General features: G+C 70.7%; 19 protein-coding genes and 1 pseudogene. 8 read left to right on the forward strand and 12 right to left on the reverse strand.

The genetic code is table 11. From position 1 onward, the window contains the following. The 3 genes and pseudogenes from ND747_RS23960 to ND747_RS23970 all read right to left on the reverse strand — a co-directional run. A pseudogene (locus ND747_RS23960) lies at positions 1-733 on the reverse strand (hypothetical protein); the annotation flags it as partial. Beyond that, positions 730-2,136, reverse strand: coding sequence for a BTAD domain-containing putative transcriptional regulator (locus tag ND747_RS23965; RefSeq protein ID WP_251736444.1), 1,407 nt, complete (start codon positions 2,134-2,136; stop codon positions 730-732). The gene ND747_RS23965 and the pseudogene ND747_RS23960, both read right to left, overlap by 4 nt. Positions 2,137-2,146: 10 nt before the next feature. After that, positions 2,147-2,290: a hypothetical protein gene (locus ND747_RS23970; protein WP_251736445.1), complete on the reverse strand. Its 144-nt coding sequence runs from the start codon at positions 2,288-2,290 to the stop codon at positions 2,147-2,149. A 350-nt stretch (positions 2,291-2,640) separates the two neighbouring features. Here ND747_RS23970 and ND747_RS23975 point away from each other — a divergent pair, with 350 nt between their 5' ends. After that, a complete protein-coding gene (locus ND747_RS23975; protein ID WP_251736446.1) occupies positions 2,641-3,723 on the forward strand; it encodes a glycosyltransferase in 1,083 nt (360 codons plus the stop codon). A 207-nt stretch (positions 3,724-3,930) separates the two neighbouring features. On the opposite strand, the gene ND747_RS23980 is transcribed toward ND747_RS23975, so the two are convergent. From ND747_RS23980 to ND747_RS24000, 5 genes are all read right to left on the reverse strand, one after another. Further along, complete coding sequence (locus ND747_RS23980) at positions 3,931-4,572, reverse strand: response regulator transcription factor (RefSeq protein WP_251736447.1); 642 nt, start codon at positions 4,570-4,572, stop codon at positions 3,931-3,933. A 19-nt stretch (positions 4,573-4,591) separates the two neighbouring features. Beyond that, positions 4,592-5,881 carry a sensor histidine kinase gene (locus tag ND747_RS23985; RefSeq protein ID WP_251736448.1) on the reverse strand — a complete coding sequence of 430 codons (1,290 nt, stop codon included), beginning with the start codon at positions 5,879-5,881 and terminating at the stop codon, positions 4,592-4,594. Between the two features lie 41 nt (positions 5,882-5,922). After that, the gene (locus ND747_RS23990; RefSeq protein WP_251736449.1) at positions 5,923-6,675 is read right to left on the reverse strand and encodes an ABC transporter permease; all 753 of its coding nucleotides are present in this window, start codon (positions 6,673-6,675) and stop codon (positions 5,923-5,925) included. Position 6,676: 1 nt separating this feature from the next. Beyond that, positions 6,677-7,600: an ABC transporter ATP-binding protein gene (locus tag ND747_RS23995; RefSeq protein WP_251736450.1), complete on the reverse strand. Its 924-nt coding sequence runs from the start codon at positions 7,598-7,600 to the stop codon at positions 6,677-6,679. Positions 7,601-7,728: 128 nt separating this feature from the next. Then, positions 7,729-8,187 (reverse strand): nuclear transport factor 2 family protein, encoded by a 459-nt coding sequence (locus ND747_RS24000; RefSeq protein WP_251736451.1) that lies wholly within the window; start codon positions 8,185-8,187, stop codon positions 7,729-7,731. Between the two features lie 401 nt (positions 8,188-8,588). Between ND747_RS24000 and glgC the strand changes: the two genes are divergently transcribed. Both glgC and glgA read left to right on the forward strand, forming a co-directional pair. Then, positions 8,589-9,827, forward strand: a complete 1,239-nt coding sequence (glgC, locus tag ND747_RS24005; RefSeq protein ID WP_251736452.1) for a glucose-1-phosphate adenylyltransferase — start codon at positions 8,589-8,591, stop codon at positions 9,825-9,827. Positions 9,828-10,044: 217 nt separating this feature from the next. Then, a complete protein-coding gene (gene glgA, locus ND747_RS24010; RefSeq protein WP_251736453.1) occupies positions 10,045-11,232 on the forward strand; it encodes a glycogen synthase in 1,188 nt (395 codons plus the stop codon). Between the two features lie 502 nt (positions 11,233-11,734). Here glgA and ND747_RS24015 read toward each other — a convergent pair. Then, a complete protein-coding gene (locus tag ND747_RS24015; RefSeq protein WP_251736454.1) occupies positions 11,735-12,088 on the reverse strand; it encodes a hypothetical protein in 354 nt (117 codons plus the stop codon). A 25-nt stretch (positions 12,089-12,113) separates the two neighbouring features. After that, positions 12,114-13,118: a dTDP-glucose 4,6-dehydratase gene (gene rfbB / locus ND747_RS24020; protein WP_251736455.1), complete on the reverse strand. Its 1,005-nt coding sequence runs from the start codon at positions 13,116-13,118 to the stop codon at positions 12,114-12,116. Positions 13,119-13,457: 339 nt separating this feature from the next. Between rfbB and ND747_RS24025 the strand changes: the two genes are divergently transcribed. The 3 genes from ND747_RS24025 (at position 13,458) to ND747_RS24035 (ending at position 17,078) form a co-directional block, all read left to right on the forward strand. Beyond that, positions 13,458-15,092 (forward strand): circularly permuted type 2 ATP-grasp protein, encoded by a 1,635-nt coding sequence (locus ND747_RS24025; RefSeq protein ID WP_251736456.1) that lies wholly within the window; start codon positions 13,458-13,460, stop codon positions 15,090-15,092. Then, complete coding sequence (locus ND747_RS24030; RefSeq protein WP_251736457.1) at positions 15,086-16,039, forward strand: alpha-E domain-containing protein; 954 nt, start codon at positions 15,086-15,088, stop codon at positions 16,037-16,039. The genes ND747_RS24025 and ND747_RS24030 overlap by 7 nt, the downstream gene beginning before the upstream one ends. 193 nt (positions 16,040-16,232) lie before the next feature. Beyond that, on the forward strand, positions 16,233-17,078 hold the full coding sequence (locus ND747_RS24035) for a transglutaminase family protein (RefSeq protein ID WP_251736458.1): 846 nt from the start codon (positions 16,233-16,235) through the stop codon (positions 17,076-17,078). Between the two features lie 31 nt (positions 17,079-17,109). Here ND747_RS24035 and ND747_RS24040 read toward each other — a convergent pair whose 3' ends face one another. Further along, a complete protein-coding gene (locus tag ND747_RS24040) occupies positions 17,110-19,479 on the reverse strand; it encodes a glycosyltransferase family 39 protein (protein ID WP_251736459.1) in 2,370 nt (789 codons plus the stop codon). Between the two features lie 381 nt (positions 19,480-19,860). On the opposite strand from ND747_RS24040, the gene ND747_RS24045 reads away from it, so the two are divergent. Beyond that, positions 19,861-21,474: an ABC-F family ATP-binding cassette domain-containing protein gene (locus ND747_RS24045; protein ID WP_251736460.1), complete on the forward strand. Its 1,614-nt coding sequence runs from the start codon at positions 19,861-19,863 to the stop codon at positions 21,472-21,474. 87 nt (positions 21,475-21,561) lie between these two features. Then, positions 21,562-22,527, forward strand: coding sequence for a cation diffusion facilitator family transporter (locus tag ND747_RS24050; RefSeq protein ID WP_251736461.1), 966 nt, complete (start codon positions 21,562-21,564; stop codon positions 22,525-22,527). Between the two features lie 42 nt (positions 22,528-22,569). On the opposite strand, the gene ND747_RS24055 is transcribed toward ND747_RS24050, so the two are convergent. Next, positions 22,570-24,069 (reverse strand): hypothetical protein, encoded by a 1,500-nt coding sequence (locus tag ND747_RS24055; RefSeq protein WP_251736462.1) that lies wholly within the window; start codon positions 24,067-24,069, stop codon positions 22,570-22,572. Between the last annotated feature and the right edge of the window lie 143 nt (positions 24,070-24,212).

The raw sequence follows: 24,212 nt of genomic DNA on the forward strand, positions 1-24,212 counted from the left end.
GCACCGCGCGGCGGGTCACGGCGGCGAACACCGCCATGCCGCCGAGCAGCAGCAGCGCCGCCGCGATGGCGCCCGCGGACCAGCCCCGGGCCGCCTGGGTCGCCCGCGCGGTCTCCCGGGCCGTGCGGGCGTCGACGAGCGTCAGCACCTGACCGATCGGCGCCATGATCTCGTCCTTGGCCCGCAGGTAGGAGCCGTCGAAGAGCATGTTCGTCGCCTGCTGACGGTTGGCCGCACCGCCGGCGGCGACCCGGGCGAACGCCTGCTGCTCGACGGTGGCCAGGGCGTCCGAGCGCGCCTTGGCCGTGGCCAGCAGGCCCAGCTCCCGATCGGTGAACCCGGCCCGTGCGGCCAGCGTGGCGAAGGCGACCGGGGGACCGGACGGCGTGGGCCGCCGGCCGGTATCGGTGACGACGTCCCAGTAGATGTTGTCGTAGTTCGCCGGCCGCGGCGCCGTGCCGTCCCGGATGGCGAGGATCTCTCGGAACCAGGTGCGGTAGCGGGTCTGCCCGGTGACCACGTAGGTGCGCGCCATCCGGGTCAGGTCGTCCGAGGTCTGGCGCAGCTCGTAGGCCAGCCGCAGCGACTGCGACCGCCGGGCCTCGGCCGCCGCCGTCTGCCGCGTGCTGCTCTCGGCCTTCAGACTGACCAGCAACAGCGCGGCCAGCACGAACACGCCGATGCCGACACCACCCCGCACCAGCCCGCGCAGCGACATCGGTCGCCGGTTCACGGGCGATCGGTTCCGGTCCCGATCCGCGCCCGGGACACCTCGGCGCGAAGCGTGGCGATCTCGGCCTGCAGGGCCTTCTCCCGGGCCGCGGCCGACCGCCGGGCCTGCAGGGAGGCGCCGAGGCGGGCCCGGAGCATCGTCGCGCTGTAGGGCTTCGGGAGGTAGTCGACGGCGCCCAGCTCGATGCAGCGCACCACGCTTTCCAGCTCCGGCACCGCCGACACCATGATGACCGGGATGGCCGCCAGGGCCGGGTCCGCCTTGATCGCGGTCAGCGTCGCGTAGCCGTCCAGCCCGGGCATCAGCAGGTCCAGCAGGACGAGGTCGAACCCCCGCGGACCGTCCGGGGCGGCCCGCAGCAGCTCGAGCGCCCGGTGGCCGTCGTCGGCCGTCTCCACCTCGTGACCGAGCCGGGTGACCGCCGCCGCCAGAATCGTGCGGTTGATGGCCGTGTCATCGACCACCAGAACCCGGCCAGGTCGATCCACGGACGGCGACGTGTGGTCGGCCACCGTGCCCACGGGCGGCACGGGCGGCACGGGCGGCACGGGCGGCACGGGCGGCACGGGCGGCACGGTTGCCGCTGGCGTCGCGGCCGCTGGCGTGGATGGCGTCGGTGTGGGTGGTGACCAGGCCAGGGTGGGGTCGTGACGCAGGACCGCCGCTTCCAGGTGCTGCAGCCGGACGTCGGGCTCCAGCCCCAGCTCGTCGAGCAGGACCCGGCGGGCCTCGCGGTAGGCGGCCAGCGCGTCCGCCTGCCGCCCACACCGGTACAGCCCGAGCATCAGCTGGGCGAGCAGCCGTTCGCGCAGCGGATGCCGGCGGACCTGCTGCTCCAGCTCGGCGACCAGGGCCACGTGCCGGCCCAGGGCGAGTTCGGCGTCGATCCGGTCCTCGACCGCGCCCAGGTGCAGCTCGGTCAGCCGGGCCGCCGCAGCCCCGACGAACGGCGTGGACGGAACATCGGCCAGCGCCGGGCCGCGCACCATCCCCTCGGTGCGCAGCAGCAGCCGCGCCGCCCGCTCGGGGTCGGCGGCCTCGAGCGCCGCCCGGCCGGCAGCGACCAGATCGGCGAAGGCATGCGCGTCCACCGTCTGGGGCTCGATGTCGAGCAGGTAGCCGGGAGACGCCGTGACCAGGACGGTTGCCGCTGTCCCGCGGCAGCGTTGCGGTTCCAGCGCCCGGCGCAGCTGGGAGACGAAGACCTGCACCGTGGCAGCCGCCCGGGTCGGCGGTTGCTGCGGCCACAGATCGTCGATGAGCTGGTCGACCGATACCACCCGGCCGGCGCGCAGCAGCAGTGAGGCGAGGACGGCGCGATGCTTCGGGCCGCCGACGTCCACCGGTGCTCCGTCCCGATACACCTCGACGCGGCCGAGCAGCCGGAACTCAAGGCACGCCATCGGTTGATAGTCACCAGCGGGTGTTCACAACACGTAAGCTTCGGATGACGTTCCCGTGGCGGCGCTGGTCAGCGCGCCGCGCGGCGGTCGCCACGCCGCCCTGGTCACGGCTTTCGAAAACCGTGGCGTGGGCGCGCTGGATGACGCTGCTCATACCGCCGCACCGTGCGATGGGGCACTCCCGGCCTGATCCGCCGGTGGCGGCGACACGGACACCTCCGCCCCGAACATCACCGCCACGTCTTCGGCTGGCATCCCCGATCCACCGCCCCAAACGCGCGAAAACGAGTTTCCTCGGAAAAATCGAGAAATTATTCACGGCAGCTATTTCGCCGGGGCGCCGGTGTGCCTGGATTCGCCCCGCGAAAGAAATTTAACCCCCCGGGGGCCGTGCTCCGACCGGTGGACCTCGGGGCCCTCCATCTCGTTCGGTGGGGTAGATGCGGTGGGATAGATGAAAATCTGTGCGGACTCGGCGCGCCTTTCGCGATGGTTCCTTGGGGTGTGAGAGGATCGAGCGATGTTGCTGTTATCGATGCCATAAAACCAAGGAAAATCGAGCACCGGATGTTCGGACGGGACTGGAAGGAAACCATTGAAATGCTTGTGGACTGTGCAGGAGCGCGAATCGGTGGCGCTAAGCGTCTACTGAATGAATTCGACTCGTACGTGCGTGATCGATCCATTTCGAACTTGCGGGTGGTGGGCCGCGATCGGCGTCTGACGGCGCCGTGGATTGCTCGCCGTGAATACCAGCGTCAGCGATTCGAGTGTGCGGTGGCACTGAACAACGTGGGATTCACCATTGCCGGCTGTGAGCGCCGGGTCCTAATGCATGGTGCGCAGCATTTCCTGTGGCCAGAGGAGGCGCAGAATCTCGGTTGGAGGATCAGCCCCGCCGTGCATGTGCAGGCACAGGTCGTACGCACGGCGGCACTGCGGTCACACCGGATTTTTGTCCCTTCGACATCGATGGCGGAGAGGGTCGCCAGCGCGCTGCCCTCCACGGCCGATCGAATCACCGTCACGTACAACCCGGTCACCGTGCCGGACATGGCCACGACGCCGCGCCGCAGGTTCGGTTCTCCGCATATCCTGTGCCCCGTCATCATCACTCCCCGGAAGATGATGACCGCCCGGCTCCGTGCCGCCCTTGCCGCCCTTGATCTGCTCGCCGCTTCGCCGGAGCAGATCGACGTAACTCTTCTCGTGACGGCCAGGGTCGGCACTCTGGAGGATCCTCTTCTGTCCGGCCATCCCAGGCTTGCGCTGATCGGTGAGCGCTCGGCGGAGGGGATCACTGACCTGATGCTCCGCTGCGACGCAATCTACTTTCCCACCGAGCTGGAATCGTTCGGTTATCCCCTCGCCGAGGGCCGGATGATGGGTGTCCCCGTGGTCGCCCGGCGCTCGGCGCACAATATCGAGATCGCCGGACCCGCCTTGGTGGGCTACGACCGGGAGTGCCCGGAGGACATCGCTGCCGCTTTGCACACGGCGCTCACCACGAAATTCTCTCCCGACCAGACCAAAAAATTCGACCGGAACTCCTATTTTGATCAGCTTCTCGGAGTGTCGAGAAACTGAGTGGGCACGTGGTCCGGCACCAACCATTCGGCACCAACCATTCGGCACCGATCGTCGTGAGCCGTTCCCGGTGACGTCTCGTGGTGGTGGGTGTCAGTAGTGCTGTGATTCTATGTCGGGTGTCAGGTGGTCTGAGGCGAGCTTTATTTTCCGGACACCTGCACTGTGGGAAAGTCGTCTGATCCGTGCGACCCCGGGCCAGGACACTCACCTGATGCCGGCCTCGTAGGCAGTGATGACCGCCTGGGTGCGGTCGCGTGCGCCGAGTTTTGCCAGCACGCTGCCGACATGGGTCTTGACGGTCTCGACGCCGAGGTACAGGCGGCCGGCGATCTCCTTGTTGGACATCCCCGCACAGATCAGTCGGAGTACCTCCGACTCCCGCTCGGTGAGCATGGCCCGCCGCACCGTCGCCCGAGCTTCCGGGTTCGATCGAGTGCTCGCCATCTGTCGGATCGCCTCGGGGAAAAGCAGCGTCTCACTGCCGACGATCATCTGGACGGCCTGCACGATCTGCGCCGGCCGGGCTCGTTTGAGCAGAAACCCGTGCGCCCCGCAGCGCAGCGCCTCGTGGACGTAGTCATCCAGCTCGAAGGTGGTGAGAACGAGAATTTTCGGTGGTTCGGCGATGTCCGCGAGGACCGCCCGGATGGCCGCCAGCCCGTCGACCCTCGGCATGCGGACGTCCATGAGCACGACGTCCGGGGATTTCTCCCGGACCAGCGGCACGACCTGCGCGCCGTCGGAGGCCTCCCCGACGACGCTGATCTCGCCGCCTGCCTCCAGGATCGCCCGCAGCCCCACGCGCACCAGTTCGTCGTCATCGACGAGCAGCGCCGAAATCGTCACCTGGCAGGCTCCATCCACGTCATTGTCTGGGCATCGCAGTGTCTCTACCGGTGTGGACGTCTCCTCCGAAGCGGACGGCGGCAGGGCGTGCGGACGGAACCCCGAACCGCACACCCAGCGGCAGCCGGGCCTCGACGATCCAGTGGCTCTCCTGGGATGTCACCTCGAACTCGCCGCCGAGCAGAACCGCACGCTCCTTCGCTCCCCGCAGGCCCTTGCCGTCGTGGCGGGCTGGGCGGACCGACCCGGTGGGCAACGGGTTGACGGCCCGCAGTCTCAGCAGGGGGCCCTCGACCGCGACGTCGATGGTCATCGGGCAGCCCGGTGCATGTCGCAGGGCGTTGGTCACGGCCTCCTGCAGGATCCGGTAGGCCTCCCGGGACACGACCGCGGAGATGCCGGCGACCCGCACTGCGACGTCGGCGACGATCGGAGTGCCGGCGATCCGCGCGACGTCCAGCAGCGCGTCAAGCTCGCCCAGGGTGGGCCGGGCCCGAGGTTCTGGGGCGTCACGGAGTATCGCCAGGGTCCGTTCGAGATCGTCCATGGCACGCCGTCCGACCTCCTCGATGGCGGTGAGGGCGCGGTGGACGAACGCGGGATCGGTGGTCGCGACCTGCCTGGCGGCGGCTGCCTGCAGGACGGTCACGGTGAGCGCGTGGCCGAGCGAGTCGTGCAGCTCGGCGGCGAGACGGTTGCGTTCCAACAGCTGCTCGGCCCGTTGCTCGGCCTGCGCCAGTCGCTCGGTCGGCGACGGACCGAGCAGTGCCTGAGCCACCCGCAACTGGAGTGCGCCGGCGCCGAGCATCGCCCACAGCAGGACGAGGACGAGCGGCGCAACCAGGACCGGGCCCAGCAGCAGACGGTCGCCGGCCAGCAGCCGGGTCCCGGCGAACCGCAGCGGCCCCGGCCGGAACGGGGCGGATCCGAGCCGGCCGGCGAGGGCCGCGATGTTCACGGTCAGGGTCAGGACGGCGACTCCGAACCACGTCCGGCACAGCAGCCAGAGCGCGGTGCGCCACCGGTCGGCCAGGGTACGCGAGGGAGCAAGGCCGATCTCGGCGCTGTCCGGCGGTCGTAGCAGCCACCGGGCCTGGACGCCTTCCGCCCGGCGGGTTGCGGGCACGAGGGCGGCGAGTGCCAGTACCGGCAGCGGGGAGAGGAAACAGGCGAGCAGGGTACGTGGAAGGGACTCGCTGAAGCCGGGTACCACCATGACACAGATGCCGGCGAAGACCCCGCCCGTGGCCATATGCAGCCAGCGGGTGTAGACGGCGGCTCGGAACAGGCCGGAGACGAGAACCGGCATTACACGACGATGCTCATGTGATCCGACCTTCCTCCCGACGGCTACGCGTCACGGCTGCGCAGCACCTGCCAGCCGCCGATGACCGCGGCGGCGGTCCACACGGCCATGATCGGCATGCCCAGCCATGCGCTGTAGACGATATCGGTGTTCGGGTGCAGACTCATGGCCGCGTACAGCCCGGCGCGATCCGGAAGAAACTGGACGAAGGTCCGCAGGCTCGGTACCTCCATACCCAGGGGTGACAGCAGGAACAGAAAAGAGAGAAGCAGGCCCATCGTCGTGGGCAGTGAGCGGAAAATCGCGGTGATTCCCACGCACAGAAGAGTCAGGAGCGGGAAGTAGAGGGCAAGTGACATCACCCCGCGCGCGACGCCGGGACTGTCGAGGGACACCCCGTGCTCTGCCAGCAGGCCCTGGGTCAGAAAGAACGTCAGGAGCGCGGCCGGAACCGCCATGACCACGGACAGACCACCGACTGTCAGTATCTTGCCCAGGTAGAGGCGACCGCGTTGCGGGACCGCGGTGAGCGAGGAGACCATCGTCCCCTTCTCGTATTCCCCACCCATGGCCAGCATGGCGAAGACCGCCGCCGCGACCTGGGCAAAATTCGCCCCCCAGAATCCCAGTGCCAGTGGGTTGAAATCATCGTGGGAGGCCTCGCCGCCGCCGTAGGCCCCGCAGGCGAAGGAGCCGGCCCCGATGAGCAGGACGGGGGTCAGCAGCAGCGAGCCGACAATCGATCGGACCGACCGGATCTTGGTCCATTCCGAGTACAGGACAGACCGCACGGTCATGTCAGGGCGTCCCTTGTCCAGGCGCGGCGGCGAACTCGGTGGAACGCGCCGTCATACGGAGAAACGCCTCCTCGAGAGAGTCCTGGCGCAGGGCGAGTTCCTGGAGCGGTATGCCCTCGCGCGCCGCGACCGCACCGACCTGATCGGGGCGGGCCGCGGGCACCTCCCATGCCCCGTCGTCGGCCGGTGTGAGGGCGAACCCGTCCGCTGCCAGCGCCCTGCCCAGTCGTTGCGGCCCCGTCGTGCGCAGGAACACCCGCCCGCGGCCGTACCGGGCGCTGAACTCGGTCATGCTGACGTCGGCCAGGAGTCGACCTCTGCCAACAACGACCAGGTGGTCGGCGGTCACGGCCATCTCGTTCATGAGATGGCTGGCGACCAGGACAACCCTGCCCTCGCCGGCGAGATTCCGCAGCAGCCCCCTGATCCACTGGATGCCCTCGGCATCAAGGCCGTTGAGCGGCTCGTCCAGGATGAGCACCCGGGGATCGCCCAGCAGCGCGGTCGCGAGCCCGAGTCGCTGGCGCATTCCCAGCGAGAAGCCGCCGATCCGGCGTCCGGCCACGGTGCCCAGCCCCACCAGGTCGAGCGCTGCGTCAACCCGTGCCTCCGGGATGCGGTTGCTCCTGGCGAGGATCAACAGCTGGTCGCGAGCCCGTCGTCCAGGGTGTACGGCGGACGGATCAAGAAGAGCGCCGACCAGCCGCAACGGCTCATCGAGCTGTACGTACGGACGGCCGCCGACAAGCACCTCACCGCTCGTCGGCCGATCGAGGCCGAGCATCATCCGCATGGTGGTCGTCTTGCCCGCCCCGTTGGGACCGAGGAAACCGGTGACCCGACCTGGCTCCACCTGAAAGGTGAGCTGATCGACCGCAACGGTCGATCCAAAACGTTTGGTGACGTTCCGAACGTCGATGTGCACCCCGGATGGTCGTCGCTGCCTGGTCTTCACTGCTCCAGGAAACGACACGGCTGCGGTGAGCGGATCCCCCAACCGTTGGTGCTGCTCTCCCCCCGGTGGGGGAGGCGTTCGACCAGCCTGGGTGAGCGTCAGGGCGCCGGCGGCGGGAAGACTCCGCCCGGCGAGGTCCTGGTGAACGTGTACTGGAGCCGGCGGCTGGTGAACAGCCAGCGGCCGTCGCGCTTCTCGTAGGTCTCGAAGTAGTGGCCGAAGGCGGTGAACCAGTGTTCCTCCCCGCCCTGGTCCCACAGGGAGACACCGGTCATCGCCCAGATTCCGCTGGCCCGCACGGGTGACTCGAAAGTGATTTCCGGGGTGTGCGAGTGGTGCGCGGTCCGGAGTCGGTCCATGATGAACCGCACATTGCGAATCATCTCGGCGGCGGTCGTCCACGGCGGGTAGTCGCCGTTGTACGAGTGATGCTCCGGAGCGTGCAGTGCCTCCAGCGCGTCCCAGTCCTTCGTATCGACGAACCGGTCACGCCGGGCTTTCAACAGCTTGATGTCCTCGAGTGCGATCAGACGGTCGAGGTCCGATAACGCTACCATGGGTGATCTACGCCTTCTGCTGAGGGACTACCGGGAGTTTCGGTTCCACTCTCGCATGCGACGGGGTAGCCGAGGATCGCGGCGTCGTGGATCGGGAGCCCGAGGTCGCGGGCGGGAGCCCGAGGTCGCGGGCCAGCCCGTGGGCGACCTTCGGGCCGCCCACCGGCCACGCCTGCCCACCTCGGCAGGGCGGCGGTGCGGCTGCGGGGCGTAGCCCGGTCGGGGCGGGGGTGGCACCCCCGGTGGAGCCGGCGAACTGGACTTGTAGGGTCGCAAGTGGCGACCGGCGGTGAGCTGGTCATCCCGGGGGATTCCGCTCGTTTCGGAGAGGTTTCCCGCCGGCCAGGGGGGTAGATCCCGCGGGTCGTCGTCCCATCGCGCCGCAAGACGGGAGCCTGACCGTGCCGAGCCCCAGGGTCCTCGGCCTGGTACTGGCCGGGGGAGCCGGTAAGCGGCTGGCGCCGCTCACGGCCGACCGGGCAAAACCCGCCGTTCCTTTCGGCGGGCTGTACCGGTTGATTGACTTTGTCCTGTCCAACCTGGTCAACGCCGGCTATCTGCGGATCGCCGTACTCACCCAGTACAAGAGCCACAGCCTCGACCGGCACATCACCACCACCTGGCGGATGAGCAACCTGCTGGGCAACTACATCACCCCGGTGCCGGCACAGCAGCGGCTCGGGCCGCGCTGGTTCGCCGGCAGCGCCGACGCCATCCACCAGTCGCTGAACCTCGTCTACGACGACGACCCGGACATCGTGGTCGTCTTCGGTGCCGATCACGTGTACCGGATGGACCCCCGTCAGATGGTCGCCCAGCATCTCGCGTCCGGCGCCGGGGTGACGGTGGCCGGGCTGCGGGTGCCGCGTGCCGAGGCCGGCGGCTTCGGTGTCATCCAGACCGGGGCGGACGGGCAGACCATCGAGGCGTTCCTCGAGAAGCCCACCGACCCGCCAGGCCTGCCCGACAGCCCGGACGAGGTGTTCGCGTCCATGGGCAACTACGTCTTCTCCACGAACGTCCTCATCGACGCGCTCCGCAAGGACGCCGCCGACGAGGACAGCCACCACGACATGGGCGGCGACATCATCCCGATGCTCGTCGCGCAGCGCACCGCCGCCGTCTACGACTTCGCCGCCAACGACGTGCCCGGCACCACCGGACGCGACCACGGCTACTGGCGTGACGTCGGCACCCTGGACTCCTACTTCGAGGCGCACATGGATCTGTGCGCTCTCGATCCGGTGTTCAACCTGTACAACCGGGAGTGGCCGATCTTCACGAGCGTGCCGTCGCTGCCGCCGGCGAAGTTCGTCCACGATGATCCGCTGCGCACCGGCAGTGCGGTGAACAGCATCGTCAGCAACGGGGTGATCGTCTCCGGTGGGTCGGTGCGCTCCTCGGTGCTCTCGCCCGGGGCGCGGGTGCACTCCTGGTCGGAGATCGACCGGGCGGTGCTGCTCGACAACGCGGTCGTCGGCCGCGGCGCGGTCGTGCGTGACGCCATCCTGGACAAGAGCGTGCAGGTCTCGCCGGGTGCGCAGGTCGGCGTCGACAAGGACCGCGACCGCGCTCGCGGCTTCACGGTCAGCCCGGGCGGCATCACCGTCGTCGGCAAGGGCCTGACCGTCACCGACTGACCGGCCAGGCCGACTGACCGACCAGGCCGACTGCTGCGGCCGGGGTTCCGCGGAACCGCCTCGTCGGGGTTCCGCGGAACCGGCCTGCCGATACGGTCTGGTCTGATGTTTCGTCCTGCCCGGTGTTCCGCGGAACCGCCCGGGCCATTCGCGCCATCCGCGCCATCCGCACCGCCCGTCCGCGGCTGTGCCATCACGTTGAGGAGACAGGTAGTCCATGCGCGTCGCGCTGCTCACCCGCGAGTTCCCTCCGGACGTCTACGGCGGGGCGGGGGTGCACGTCGAGTACCTGGCCCGTGAGCTCGCCCGACTGGTCGACCTCAGCGTCCACCGGGAGGCACGTGGTCCTGCACCGCTGGACGTCCCGGTGGTCGAGATCGCCGGCAGGCCGGGGACGGTGGGCGTCACCGCGCACCGGCCGTGGGCGGCGCTCGACGGGGTGAACGACGCGCTGCGCACGGTGTCGATGGACGTGTCGATGGCGGCCGCGGCGGCCGGGGCGGACGTCATCCACTCGCACACCTGGTACGCCAACCTCGGCGGCCATCTCGCGTCCCTGCTCGGCGGCGTGCCGCACGTCATGACGTCGCACTCGCTCGAGCCTCAGCGGCCGTGGAAGGCCGAACAGCTCGGTGGAGGCTACCGGTTGTCGTCCTGGTGCGAGCGGGTGGCGATCGAGTCGGCCGCGGCTGTCGTCGCGGTCAGCGCCGGGATGCGCACCGACATCCTTGCTGCCTACCCGGCGGTTGACCCCGTCCGGGTGCACGTCATCCGCAACGGCATCGACACCGAGGAGTACCAGCCCGACCCGGCCACCGACGTCCTCGAGAAGTACGGCATCGACCCGGAACGTCCCACGGTGATCTTCGTCGGACGGATCACCCGGCAGAAGGGTCTGCCGGTGCTGCTGCGGGCCGCCGCGGCGCTGGACCGGCGTGCCCAGCTCGTCCTGTGCGCCGGCGCGCCGGACACGCCCGAGCTGCTGGCGGAGACGACCAAGCTGGTCGACGGGCTACAGGCCGACCGGGACGGGGTGGTGTGGCTGTCCGGGATGCTGCCCAAGCCCGAGGTCGTCCAGCTGCTGTCGCACGCCACCGTGTTCGCCTGCCCCTCCGTGTACGAGCCGCTGGGCATCGTCAACCTGGAGGCGATGGCCTGCAGCACGGCCGTGGTCGCCTCCCGGGTCGGCGGCATCCCCGAGGTCGTCGACGACGGCGTGACCGGCCTGCTCGTCGAGCCGGACGACCCGTCGGCCCTCGCCGACGCGCTCAACGCCGTGCTTGCCGACCCGATGAAGGCTGCGGCCATGGGCCGCGCCGGCCGAGACAGGGCCGTCACCGAGTTCGGCTGGGCCGCCGTCGCCGACCGCACCGCGGCCCTTTACGCCTCCGTCACTGGCGGCTAATGCGCTGTCCGCGAATGTTCACGGGCAGCGCGCTGGTAGCTGTCTGCGCTGTGGCTGTGGCTGACTGGCCGGGCTGTCGCTGGCTGGCGTTCACTGTCGTCCGTTGGCACTCTCCGGTGTTGACCGGGCACCATCCGAGGTCGCGCGGCCCCGCGGGGCTGGTTGCGACGGCCGATCCCGCCGCCGTCACGGGCTGTTGTCGGCGTCGGCGGGCCTGGCGGGGCGGATGGGTCCTTCTGTAGGGATGAAACGGACAAAATTTCGGTTTGACCCCTACGGAAGGACCAGGTTGATCGATACGCCCGGAATTGTTTCGACCTGCCGAGCCAATCTGGTCACGGTGTGTCCCGATGGTCGCCGGGTGCGGGTCACCGGTGCCGGGTGGCTGCCTCTGGCTCCGGAGGATGCGCCCGCAGTCACCCCGGCACCCGGCGCCCCGGCCACAACCGGAAACGTTCATGGACGGCGCCCTGGCAGCGTGAGTGGGCCCGGCGTCCGCGGGTCAGCTGCCCTGATCCGTGGACTCGCCGAGCACGTCCTCGACGGACGTGGCGGTGGCCGCCCGGAGCAGCCACTGATCGCGTTGGTCGGTGTCCAGGCACTCCTGGATCCGCTGTCGCTCGGTGTAGTAGCGCCGTCCGACGGATGTTGACACCAGGAACTCCTTCCATCGGCGGTGAGCCGCGGGCGGAAGCTGGTCCATGGCCCTGCCATCGTAGATGATCTTGCCTTCGGGTGCCGGCGCGCCCAGTGCGGCGAGCAGCGCCGGGTACATCACGCCGATGCCCTCGTCGTGGAGGTGGCGTCCGGCGGCGAACAACACCGCCGCCGGGACGGGCCACGTCCTGATCAACACCCGTGAGCAACGGTGGCTGACGTGGTCAGCTCTTCCAGGCGGTTTCGGAGACGGGGGAGCGGTCGAGCAGGGGGCGCCACCACGACTCGTTCTCCTTGTACCAGGCGATGGTGGAGCGCATGCCCTCGCTGAAACCGATCAGCGGGGACCAGCCGAGCTCGGAGCGCAGCTTGGTGGAGTCGAGCAGGTAGCGGCGGTCGTGCGACGGGCGGTCGGGCACGATGGTCTTCAGGGACGCGGGCAGGCCGAGCTCGGCGAGCACCGTGTCGGCGATCGTCTCGATGTCGGCCTCGACCCCGGAACCGACGTGGTAGGTCTCGCCGACCCGGCCACGGTCGAGCACCGCGTCGATCGCCCGGCAGTGGTCCATCACGTGCAGCCATTCGCGCCGGTTCGTCGTGGACGCGTAGAGCGGCAGCTGCTCGCCCTGCAGCGCGCGGGTGACGAACAGCGGGATGACCTTCTCCGGGAACTGGTACGGGCCGTAGTTGTTCGAGCAGTTGGTGATGGTGACCGGCAGGTCGTAGGTGAGGCCGTAGGCACGCACGGCGTGGTCGCCGCCGGCCTTCGCCGCGTTGTACGGGGTGCGCGGCAGGTACGGGGAGTTCTCGGTGAACGCACCGGGGTCGTTGAGGTCCATGTCGCCGTAGACCTCGCAGGTGGAGATCTGGTGGAAGCGGGCGACGCCGACGGTGCGGGCGGCCTCGAGCAGGGCCTGGGTGCCCATCACGTTGGTGGAGAAGAAGTCGCCGGGGCGCAGGATCGCGAGACTGTTGTGCGACTCGGCGGCGAAGTTCACGATGATGTCGACGGAGTGCTCGCGCAGTGTGGCCTCGATGAGATCACTGTCGCGGATGTCGCCGTGCACGAACGTGATCCGGTCGGCCAGGTCGGCCAGGTTCTCCCGGCAGCCTGCGTAGGTCAGCGCGTCGAGAGCGATCACCGTGTCCCCGGGATGCCGTTCGCGCCAGTAGCGGACGAAGTTCGATCCGATGAACCCAGCGGCTCCGGTCACCAGCAACGTCGACATCGTGCGGCCTTTCGGTCAGCGCGCGTGCTTCGGTGCACGCGGCGGGGATGCATGGTCGTGTGGACGGGCCGGCCGCAGGGGGCGGGGTTGAACGGGAATGTGGCCGGACGGGCTCCATCGTCTCGTGTCCGGCCCGGACGGCTATGGTCCCCCCACCGCGAGTCGTCCGACTCCGGTCTCTCTCCCGGGCGGGCGGGCCACGACCGGTGGGCGCCGTCGCCGTGGTCGGCCGGTGTCACCTTCGTGGCCCGACGCCGCCACCTTGGGGCGGTGGTGAGCATCCGATCGTCATGCCGTGACGTCATGCGGAGGTAACACGAAGACCATACGCTCGGGCCCGTGGCGGACCTGTTCGAGGGCTATCCGGCGGAAGCGGCGGCCACGGCGGCCTGGGACGAGGTGTTCGAGGCGTCGAACACCCCCCGGGAGGTGTATGCCGCGCTGTACGACGCGTTGCAGCCGTTGACCAGCGCGGATCTCGCCGCGCGCAAGGCGGCGCTGGACCGTGCGTTCCGCGACGCCGGGATCACCTTCAACCTGTTCGGCGAGGAGCGGCCGTTCCCGCTGGACCTGGTGCCGCGGCTGATCGCCGACGACGAGTGGTCCGTCATCGAACGGGGGGTCACCCAGCGGGTCCTCGCCCTGGAGGCGTTCCTGGCCGATGTCTACGGTTCGGCCGAGGTGCTCGCGGACGGCGTCCTGCCGCGCCGACTGGTGCTGACCAGCGCGCACTACCACCGGGCGGCGCACGGCATCGACCCGCCGAACGGGGTGCGGGCGCATGTGTCCGGCATCGACCTGATCCGCGACGAGGCCGGGCGCTTCCGGGTGCTCGAGGACAACGTCCGGGTGCCGTCCGGGGTCAGCTATGTGATCGAGAACCGGCGGGCGATGACCCGGGTGTTCCCCGAGCTGTTCGCCACCCACCGGGTCCGCCCGGTCGCCGACTACGCCACCCACCTCCTGCATGCGCTGCGCGCCGCGGCACCGCCCGAGGTCGCCGACCCGACGGTCGTCGTGCTCACCCCCGGCGTCTACAACTCGGCCTACTTCGAGCATGCGCTGCTCGCCCGGCAGATGGGGGTGGAACTCGTCGAAGGCCGCGATCTGTCCGTGCGGGACAACAAGGTGACGATGCGCACGACCGAGGGCGAGCAGCCGGTGCACGTCGTCTACCGGCGGGTCGACGACGACTGGCTCGACCCGGTGCACTTTCGGCCCGAGTCGATGGTGGGCTGCGCCGGGCTGGTCAACGCCGCCCGCGCCGGGCACGTCACGATCGCCAACGCGATCGGCAACGGAGTCGCCGACGACAAGCTCATGTACACCTACGTACCCGAGCTGATCCGCTACTATCTGGGCGAGGAGCCGATCCTCGCCAACGTCGACACCTACCGCCTGGAGGACCCCGCCCAACGGGCGCACGTCCTGGACCATCTCGACTCGCTCGTCGTGAAACCGGTGGACGGCTCGGGTGGCAAGGGCATCGTCATCGGCCCGCAGGCCAGCGACGCCGAGCTTGCCGCGCTGCGGGAGCGGGTCAGCGAGGACCCTCGCGGTTGGATCGCCCAGCGGGTGGTGCGGCTGTCCACGTCGCCGACCCTGGCGGACGAGCGGCTCGGTCCCCGCCACGTCGACCTGCGGCCGTTCGCGGTCAACGACGGCAACCGGGTGTGGGTGCTGCCCGGCGGGCTGACCCGGGTGGCGCTGCCCCGGGGCAGCCTGGTGGTGAACTCCAGCCAGGGCGGCGGGTCGAAGGACACCTGGGTGCTCGCCGGTGAACCCGGCCGCGGCGAGCTGCCGGTGCTGTCCGGACGTGTCCCCGGGGCCACCACCCGCGCGGCAGCCGGGCCGGACCTCGGCCCCGTCGCGCCGTCCGACCAGCAGCAACAACAGCAACAGAACCAGCAGCGGGACCAGCACCAGGATGTCCAGCTTCGGGCCGGCCGCACGGGTGGGGGCGCACCATGCTGAGCCGGATCGCCGAGTCGTTGTTCTGGATCGGCCGGTATGTCGAACGGGCCGAGTCGACCGCCCGCATCCTCGACGTCCATGTGCACCGGGTGCTCGAGGATCCGTGGCTGGACGGGTCGTCCGCCGGGCGGGAACTGCTCGCCGCGATGGGCCAGCCGGTCGAGTTCAGCCAGTCGGTGGACTCACGGCGGGTCACTGAGACGCTCGCCTACGACGCCGAGCGGCCGTTCAGCATCACCGGGGCGATCTCCGCGGCCCGGGAGAACGCCCGAGCGGCCCGCGTGGTCGTCTCCAGCGACGTCTGGGAATGCCTCAACGCCACCTGGAACGATCTGCCGCACACCGAGGAACTGGCCCGCCGGATGGGCCCGCACGTGTTCTTCCGCTACGTCCGCGAGCGCACCGCGATGCTCGCCGGCCTGGTCGATGCGACCCTCGCCCGCGACGACGGCTGGCGGTTCCTCGTGCTGGGCCGCAGCCTGGAACGGGTGGACATGACCTCGCGGCTGCTGTCGTCGAGCATCAGTGACCATCCGCACTCACAAAGCTGGATCAGCCTGCTGCGCTCCTGCGGCGCCCACGAGGCCTACCTGCGTACCTACCGCCGGGCGGTGGACGCCTCCCGGGTGTCCGAGTTCCTGCTGCTCGACCGGTTGTTCCCCCGCTCGGTGTACTGGTCGCTGGCGCTGGCCGAGCAGATCCTCGCCGAGCTGGACGGCGGGCGTGGCCGGGGCAGCCCGCGGTCCACCGTCGACGACACCGCCCGGCGCCTGGTCGGCCGGACGCGCACCGAGCTCGAGTTCCACAGCGTCGACGACCTGGTCGCCGATATGCCCGACCTGCTCACATCCCTGCAGAGCACCTGTTCGACGGTCAGCGCGGAGGTGACCGCCCGCTACTTCGCCCGGGAGGCGCCCCGCTCGTGGGCAATGGAGGTGCCGGCGTGAACCGACCATCCCGACCGAACCGGCTGACGCGGCTGGCCAGCCCCACCCGCATCGCCCGGCCACCGCGACGGGGGACGGGTGTCCGCGCGTCGCGGCGCCGGGCCGTCCCGGCGACCCGTCGCGGCCGGCCGGTGAGCACCCGCTGGTCGGTCAGCCCCACCCGGCCGAGTCGATCAGCCCGGGGGAGCGCCCGGTGAGCTGGCAGATCCGGATCGAGCACTCCACCGGCTACCGGTACGCAAGCGCCGTGCTGTCCTCGTACAACGAGGTGCGGATCATCCCGCAGACCGCCGCCGCGCAGCTCACCCTCGAGGCGACGGTGCGCACCGAACCCGCGGCGACCACCTACCGCTACTGGGACTACTGGGGCACCCAGGTCACCGCCTTCGACCTGCACACCCCGCACACCGAGCTGGTCGTCACCGGCCGGTCCATCGTGCAGACCGCCAGCGCGCCGGTCCGCCCGACGGACACGCCCACCTGGGACCAGCTCGCCTCCGACCCGGTCGCCGACGAGTTCGTCGAGTACCTGCGCCCGTCCGCCTCCACCGGGGACGACCCGGCGCTGGTCGAGGCCGCCCGCGACCTCGCCGCCCGGCACAGTCCGTCGGAGTTCATCCCCGCCGTCGGCGACTGGGTGCGCGAACGGCTCACCTATCGCCCCGGCACCACCGGCGTGCACACCGCCGCGGTCGAGGCCTGGCAGCAGGGCGAGGGCGTCTGCCAGGACTTCGCCCACCTGGCCCTGGTGCTGATGCGCGCCGCCGGAATGCCGGCTCGCTACGTCTCCGGCTACCAGCACCCGTCCGCCTCGGCCGAGGTCGGCGAGACGGTGGCCGGTCAGTCGCACGCCTGGGTCGAGGGCTGGATCGGCGAATGGTGGGGCTTCGACCCGACCAACGCCGTGCCCGCCGGCCAGCAGCACGTCGTCGTCGCCCGCGGCCGTGACTACAACGACGTCCCCCCCATGCGCGGCGTCTACTCCGGCGGCGCCTCCACCTCCCTCGGCGTCACCGTCAACGTCACCCGCCTCGCCTGACAGGCGCCTGCACGGACCACGCAAAATCCGTCTACGTGGTCTGGTCGCCGGCGGGCTGGGCGCTGATGGGCCTGGTCAGGTCGTAGATGGTCTGGCTATCAACTGTGATCGGGGTGTAGTGCTGTTGCACCCAGGAGGTGATCGCGGTAGTCGACCCCCCGCGTCGTCCCGCTCTGCCCTGCTGGCCGAAGCCTGCGCCCGGCTGGCCTGCGGTTGTGCCGCCGACGTTGCCGGGGGCCGGCCGAACGGTGCCCTGTCCGCCGCGGGCCGAGGCCGTGCCAGGGCCCATGCCACCGGTGCCCGTGCCGCCACCGAGGAAGTAGTGAACCTGACGGGTGCGCACGTCCTGCTCGAACTGGGTCAGCGTCGGCGCCGGGTCGCGACCGCCGAAGCCACCCATCGCCATGACGGACGTGTTCGAGGCGAGTTCGAGCGTCGCGGCCTCCGATGAGCCCGAGACGGCCGCGGCCCACCGATAGCCCTGGCTGCCGTTCTTCAGCAGCGTGGTGAGCTGGGCGCTCGCGGCCCCACCGCCACCGAAGCCACCGCCCCTGCCGAAGCCGCCACCAGCACCGGCGGTCCCGCCGATGCCAGCGAAGCGCCCGGTCGTACCCGTCGTGCCAACGCGACCGGCGACCGTCCTGGTGGTGCGCAACCGTGCGGCCTGGCCGGCACCGGCGAAGGCGCCGCGGAACCCGCCCTGCCCGCCCTGCCCGGACGGACCAGCCGTGGGATTCCCCCCGGACTGCGCGGTGGTCACGGTCGCCGCGGTGTAGGCGGCCGGGCCGCCGAGCACGGCTACGACACCGGCCACGGCCACGGCGAGCGCGCCGCGTCCGGCCAGAGCACGGCGGGCGAACAGGGCCACCCCGGCGACCACCGCGGCGACGAGGACCACCACCCGCAGCCACGGATACCACGATGAGGTGCGGTTGAGCAGCACGAATGCCCAGAGTCCACTGACCACAACGGCGGCGGCCAGCGCCGCCCGGGGCAGTACGACCTGCCGCTCCCGCCAGGCGATGGCGGTGCCGGAGGCGACCAGCCCCGCGATGCCCGGTGCGATCGACGCGGTGTAGTACGGGTGGAACGTTCCCTGCGCGAGACTCAGGGTGATCGACGTGATGAGCGTCCAGGCGCCCCAGAACAACAGGGCCGCTCGGGACCGGTCGGTCAGCGGGGCCCGTCGGGTCACCCACAGACCACCAAGCAGAAGCACCAGCGACCCGGGAACCAGCCAGCTCACCTGCCCGCCGATCTGATCACCGAACAGTCGCAGCCAGCCTGCCTGCTGGCCGCCAAAAGCACCCCCGCCGCCTCTGCCGCCCCGGCCCCCGCCCCCGCCGTTGCCACTGCCGCCGAAGACACGGCCCAGCCCGTTGTAGCCAAACGTCAGGTTGAGCACGCTGTTGTCGGTCGAGCCGCCGACGTAGGGCCGGGAGTCCTTCGGCCACAGCTCCACCGTCGCCACCCACCAGCCGGCGGCGACCACGACGGCGGCGCCCCCGACCAGCAGTTGCCATACCCGCCGCCACAGCCCGGTGGGCGCGGCGACCAGGTAGGCCAGGACGAAGGCCGGCAGGACGATGAAGCCCTGCAGCATCTTCGTCAGGAACGCCAGGCCCAACGCCGCCCCGGCGGCCGCCAGCCACCCGGTGGACGCCCGGTCCAGTGCCCGCACCAGGCAGTATGCCGCGAGGACCAGGACGAACGTCAGCACGCCGTCGGGGTTGTTGAACCGGAACATCAGCGCCGCGACCGGGGTGAGCGCCAGCACCACGCCGGCGAGCAGCCCGGCCGCCGGGCCGAACCAGCGACGCACCATCGCGTACATCAGCCCGACCGCGACGACGCCGCCGAGGGCGGACGGCACGAGCATGCTCCAGCTGGAGAACCCGAAGATCCGCCCGGACAGGGCCATCGCCCACAGCGAGGCCGGTGGTTTGTCGACCGTGATGAAGGTGCCCGGGTCGAGCGCGCCGAACAGCAGGGCCTTCCAGCTCTTCGTCCCGGACTGCACGGCCGCTGCATAAAAGCTGTTCCCGTTGCCTGTGGCACCGAGGTCCCACAGGTAGAGCAGTGCGGTGGCGGCCAGCAGCGCGACCAGCGCCGGGCGGGCCCAGACCGGGTCGTCTGCCGACCCGCTCACCCACCGACGCCAGGGCACCGCGCCGGCGTCAACGGCAGGTGCGCTCGGGGACGGCGCCGGCTCGTTCGCGGCCGGCTCGGTCGTCGGCGGCTCGGTCGTCGGCGGCTCGGATGTGACGGGCGGCGTCGCCGGGGCTGCCTGCGCAGGCACCACGGGGACGGCTGGTCCCGGCCGGGAGGTGGGTACCGAGCCGTCGGCTGTACTGGCCGGCGACGAGCCGGTGGGTCCGGACGGCTCCGGAGGCTGCGTCATGGGCCCGATACTTCAGTCGCAACCTGTGAGGAGGCTGAGTCCGAGCGCCATTCTCGGCCCGTTAAGGAAGTCATACGGAACACTTCAGGCTGTGAAAAGGCTGTGTGACCAGCGATCCAGGATGGGCCGACCTGGCTCACCCCGGTGTCGACCGGTCGGGTCCGATCCCGTGGGGCCAGCCCTGACAGCGATGCCCCGTAGGCTGGACGGCATGCGCGTCCCGGCATGGTGAACCCGCGGCAGGTTCCGCCGAATCGGGGGTGCGCCCGCCGACCATGGCTGTCCGGCCGGCGGCTGTCCGACCGGTAGCCGTTCGACGCCGACCTGGCGTCGCCGCAAGTCCGAAGCGTCCCCGGCAAGCCCGAAAGAGGCCCCACCTCGATGATCATTGCGTCCGAGCTCGAACTGCGTGCCGGAGCCCGAACCCTGATCGAGCCCGTCTCCTTCCGGGTCCAGGCGGGGGACCGGATCGGTCTGGTCGGGCGCAACGGCGCCGGCAAGACGACCCTGCTGAAGGTGCTGGCCCGCGAGGGCATCCCGTTCGCGGGCTCCGTGGACGTCCGCGGCGAGCTTGGCTACCTGCCGCAGGACCCGCGCGCCGGCGACCCGACGGACTCCGCCCGCGACCGGGTGCTGTCCGCCCGCGGGCTGGACGTGATCCTGCGTGACATGGAGAAGCTCCAGGTCGAGATGGCCGAGCTGGTCGACGGTCGCGAACGCGACGCGGCGATCCGTCGCTACGGCAACCTGGAGGATCGGTTCGGCACGCTCGGTGGCTACTCCGCGGAGGCCGAGGCCGCGCGGATCTGCTCGTCGCTGGGTCTGGCCGACCGGGTGCTCGGCCAGCAGCTGGCCACCCTGTCCGGTGGGCAGCGCCGGCGGGTGGAACTCGCCCGCATCCTGTTCGCCGGGTCCGGCAACGCGGATGCCACGCTGCTGCTCGACGAGCCGACCAACCACCTCGACGCCGACTCGATCGTCTGGCTGCGTGACTACCTGCGGGCCCATTCCGGCGGGCTGATCGTCGTCAGCCACGACGTCGACCTGCTCGACCGGTGCGTGAACAAGGTCTTCCACCTGGACGCCAACCGTGCCGCCCTGGACGTCTACAACGTCAACTGGAAGACCTACCTCGCCCAGCGTGAGCAGGACGAGCGCCGCCGCAAGCGGGAACGGGCCAACGCCGAGAAGAAGATCGACGCGTTGAAGGTCCAGGCCGACAAGATGCGGGCGAAGGCGACCAAGGCCCGCGCCGCCCACCAGATGGACCGCCGGGCCGAACGGCTCGCCGCCGGGCTCGCCGAGATCCGCGTCTCCGACCGGGTCGCGAAGCTCCGTTTCCCCGACCCCGCACCGTGCGGGCGCACCCCGCTGACCGCCAGCGGCCTGTCGAAGTCGTACGGGTCGCTGGAGGTGTTCACCGGCGTCGATCTCGCGATCGACCGCGGGTCGCGGGTCGTCATCCTCGGCCTCAACGGCGCCGGCAAGACAACGCTGCTGCGGATGCTCGCCGGGCAGGAGCAGCCGGACACCGGGCAGGTTCATCCTGGCCACGGGCTGCGCCTGGGCTACTACGCTCAGGAACACGAGACGCTGGATGCCGACCGTTCGGTGATCGACAACATGCGGGCCGCGGCCCCGAACACGTCCGACGTGGAGCTGCGCCGCATCCTCGGCGCGTTCCTGTTCAGCGGGGACGTGGTGGAGCAGCGGGCGAAGACGCTGTCGGGCGGTGAGAAGACCCGCCTCGCGCTCGCCGGGCTGGTCTGCAGCTCGGCGAACGTGCTGCTGCTCGACGAGCCCACCAACAACCTCGACCCGGCGTCGCGTGACGAGGTGCTCGCCGCGCTGGCCACCTACAAGGGATCGGTCGTGCTGGTCACCCACGATCCGGGCGCGGTCGAGGCGCTCGACCCGCAGAAGGTGCTCATGCTGCCGGACGGCGTCGAGGACAACTGGTCCCCCGATCTGATGGAACTCATCACCCTGGCATGATCGCTGGAGCTGGGCGCGAGGCCCGGGGCATGGGGCATGGGGCATGGGGCGCGGGGCGCGTCGTCGGACGACACGGGAGAGCGGTTTGTGAGTACGCAGGGCGGCACGAAGGCGGTTCTGGCGGCGCTGGCCGCGAACCTCGGCATCGCGGTCACGAAGTTCGTGGCATTCCTGTTCACCCAGTCATCGTCGATGCTGGCCGAGTCCATCCACTCGGTCGCCGACTCGGGTAACCAGGGCCTGCTGCTGCTCGGCCAGCGCCAGTCCGCCCGCCCCGCCGACGAGGAGCATCCCTTCGGCTTCGGGCGGGCCCGCTACATCGCGGCGTTCCTGGTCGGCATCGTGCTGTTCAGCGTCGGCGGGCTGTTCTCCGTCTACGAGGGCATCGAGAAACTGCGGCACCCGCACGAGCTGGAAAGCGGGCTGATCGCCATCGTCGTGCTGGTGGTCGCCGTCGGGATGGAGACCTTCTCGTTCACCACGGCGATCCGGGAGTCCAACCACACCCGCGGCGGACGTTCCTGGTGGCAGTTCATCCGCGAGGCGCGGGCACCCGAGCTGCCGATCGTCCTGCTCGAGGACCTCGCCGCCGAACTCGGCCTGCTGTTCGCGCTCGGCGGGGTCGGCCTCACCCTGCTGCTCGACGACCCCATCTGGGACGGCGCGGGCACCCTCGCCATCGGCATCCTGCTGCTCGTCGTAGCGATACTGGTCGCCATCGAGGCCTACGGCATGCTGGTCGGCGAGGCGGCCACCCCCGCCACGGTCGCCACCATCCGCACCACCCTCGCCGCCGCACCGGGTGTGTCCGCGCTCATCCACCTGCGAACACTGCACCTGGGTCCGGACGAGCTGCTCGTCGCCGCGAAGATCGGCATCCCGCCCGCGGCCACGATGCGCGAGGTCGCCGCGACCATCGACGGTGCCGAGGTGGCCCTGCGGGCCGCGGTGCCGACCCGGCTGCGCATCTTTCTCGAGCCCGACATCCCCCGCGATCCCCAGCCGGCCCCGACCGGTTTCACCGAGCCCGTGCCGGCGGTGCCGTCCGCCTGAGTCCATCTCGCCCGCGCCGCGCTCGTCCGGGCGCCGAGCAGGTTACGACGGGCCGCCCATGAACAGGCGCAGGACGATCGCTCCGGCCGCTCCCAGTGACATCAGCATGACAGGCAGTGCTCCGGCGCGCACGCGGTCACCGGGGCCGGCGGGTCGGGGGCGGGGGGCGACCGCGGCGACCAGCAGCCAGGGGAGCAGCGGCAGCCAGGTGCGTTGGGTGCCGCCTTCGGCCAGTCGGGCGAGGGCGGCGAACAGGGCGGCCGCGGTGGCGCCGAGCAGGAACGGCCAACCGGGGGTAAGGCGCAGTCGGCGTGCCGCCCGGACGGCCACCGGGCCGGCACCCAGCAGGGCGACGGTCAGGTCGAGGAACGCCCAGGCCAGGGTCGCGGCCAGCGGCTGGTGGGGGACCCGGGCCAGGGCGAGTCCGTCCGGCCAGGAGAAACCCCAGGCCGCGAACAGGAACAAGGGGAGCAGCGCGCCGAGACCGGTCACCGCGTTGAGGAGCGGGCGGCGCCGGACGAAGTAGGCGGCCGCCACGGCCACGCCGAGCCAGACCGGCGCATAGCCGAACAGTGCGGCGAGGCCGAGTAGCAGTCCGCTGGCCAGTGCCCACCACGCCGAGTAGCGACGGCCCGGCTCGCACCCGACCACGCCCACCGCGACCGCGAGGGCGGCCAGCAGGGCGGTCACCGCATCGGGCGAGGCGGCCATCCAGCCGCTCCACGGGGCGAGCACCAGGATGGGGACCAGCCGGCGGGCGGCGGTCTCATGGCACAGCGAGCGCACCGCCACGCACACGACCGGAACGGTCAGCGCGCCGATCAGGGTGAACGCGATCCCGAGCGGTACGGCGCCGGAAAGACCCAGCCGGGCGAGCGTCCAGGCGGCCAGCAGGGGACCCGGTGGGTGCGCGGGCAGAACGTCCACGGAACCCGCGGTGGCGGGTGGCACGTGATCGGTGTAGGCGGCCACCATGGCGAGCGGGTCGTTGCCGATGGCGTGCGCGGCCGTGACCAGGTCGGCCGGCGCACGCAGTCCCGCCCGGATCCCGCCCGGGGCGACCAGTGCCAGGGCGAAGGTCCAGGCCAGTGACCCGACGTAGCCCACCAGCAGCAGCACCGGCCACGACAGCCGGAACACCCCCGACCCCGACTCCGCCGGCCCCGACTCCGGCGCCGTTGGCACCGCGGCCCCGCGCGTACGGGGTGGGGCGGGATGGACGGTGGCCGCCCACCGTCCGATCAGGACGAGGATGATCGCGGCGACGACGGCGGGTACCACGATCAGCGGGTCGAACCGGGCCTGCCAGCCATCGTGCCAGGGCGGCTCGCGCAGGCCGAGCGCAACGTGGGAGCTCGCGAGAATGACGGTGCCGACCAGGCCGAAGGCCACCAGCGTCAGCCAGATCCCGGCCTCGACGAGCTCGGCCCGGATCGATGATCCGGGTGCCGACGATCGGGCGTCGGGCGGTCCGGAGTCCAGGGCGCGGGGTGTCGGTGGTTCGGCGGCAGCGGGGGGAGGGGTGTCCTCGGTGACGCTCACCGGGCTTCCGTCGCCATGTGCGGTACCGCGCCCACGGCGAGGCTGGTTGTGATCGGGCATGCCCGGGTTGTCCTCCGAGGAGTCGCCACCACTGCACAGACCACAGCTGAACCGTAACGAGTCCTGCAGCCGGACCGGTCCGG

Source organism: Frankia sp. R82 (genome assembly GCF_023716925.1).
Lineage (GTDB): Bacteria > Actinomycetota > Actinomycetes > Frankiales > Frankiaceae > Frankia.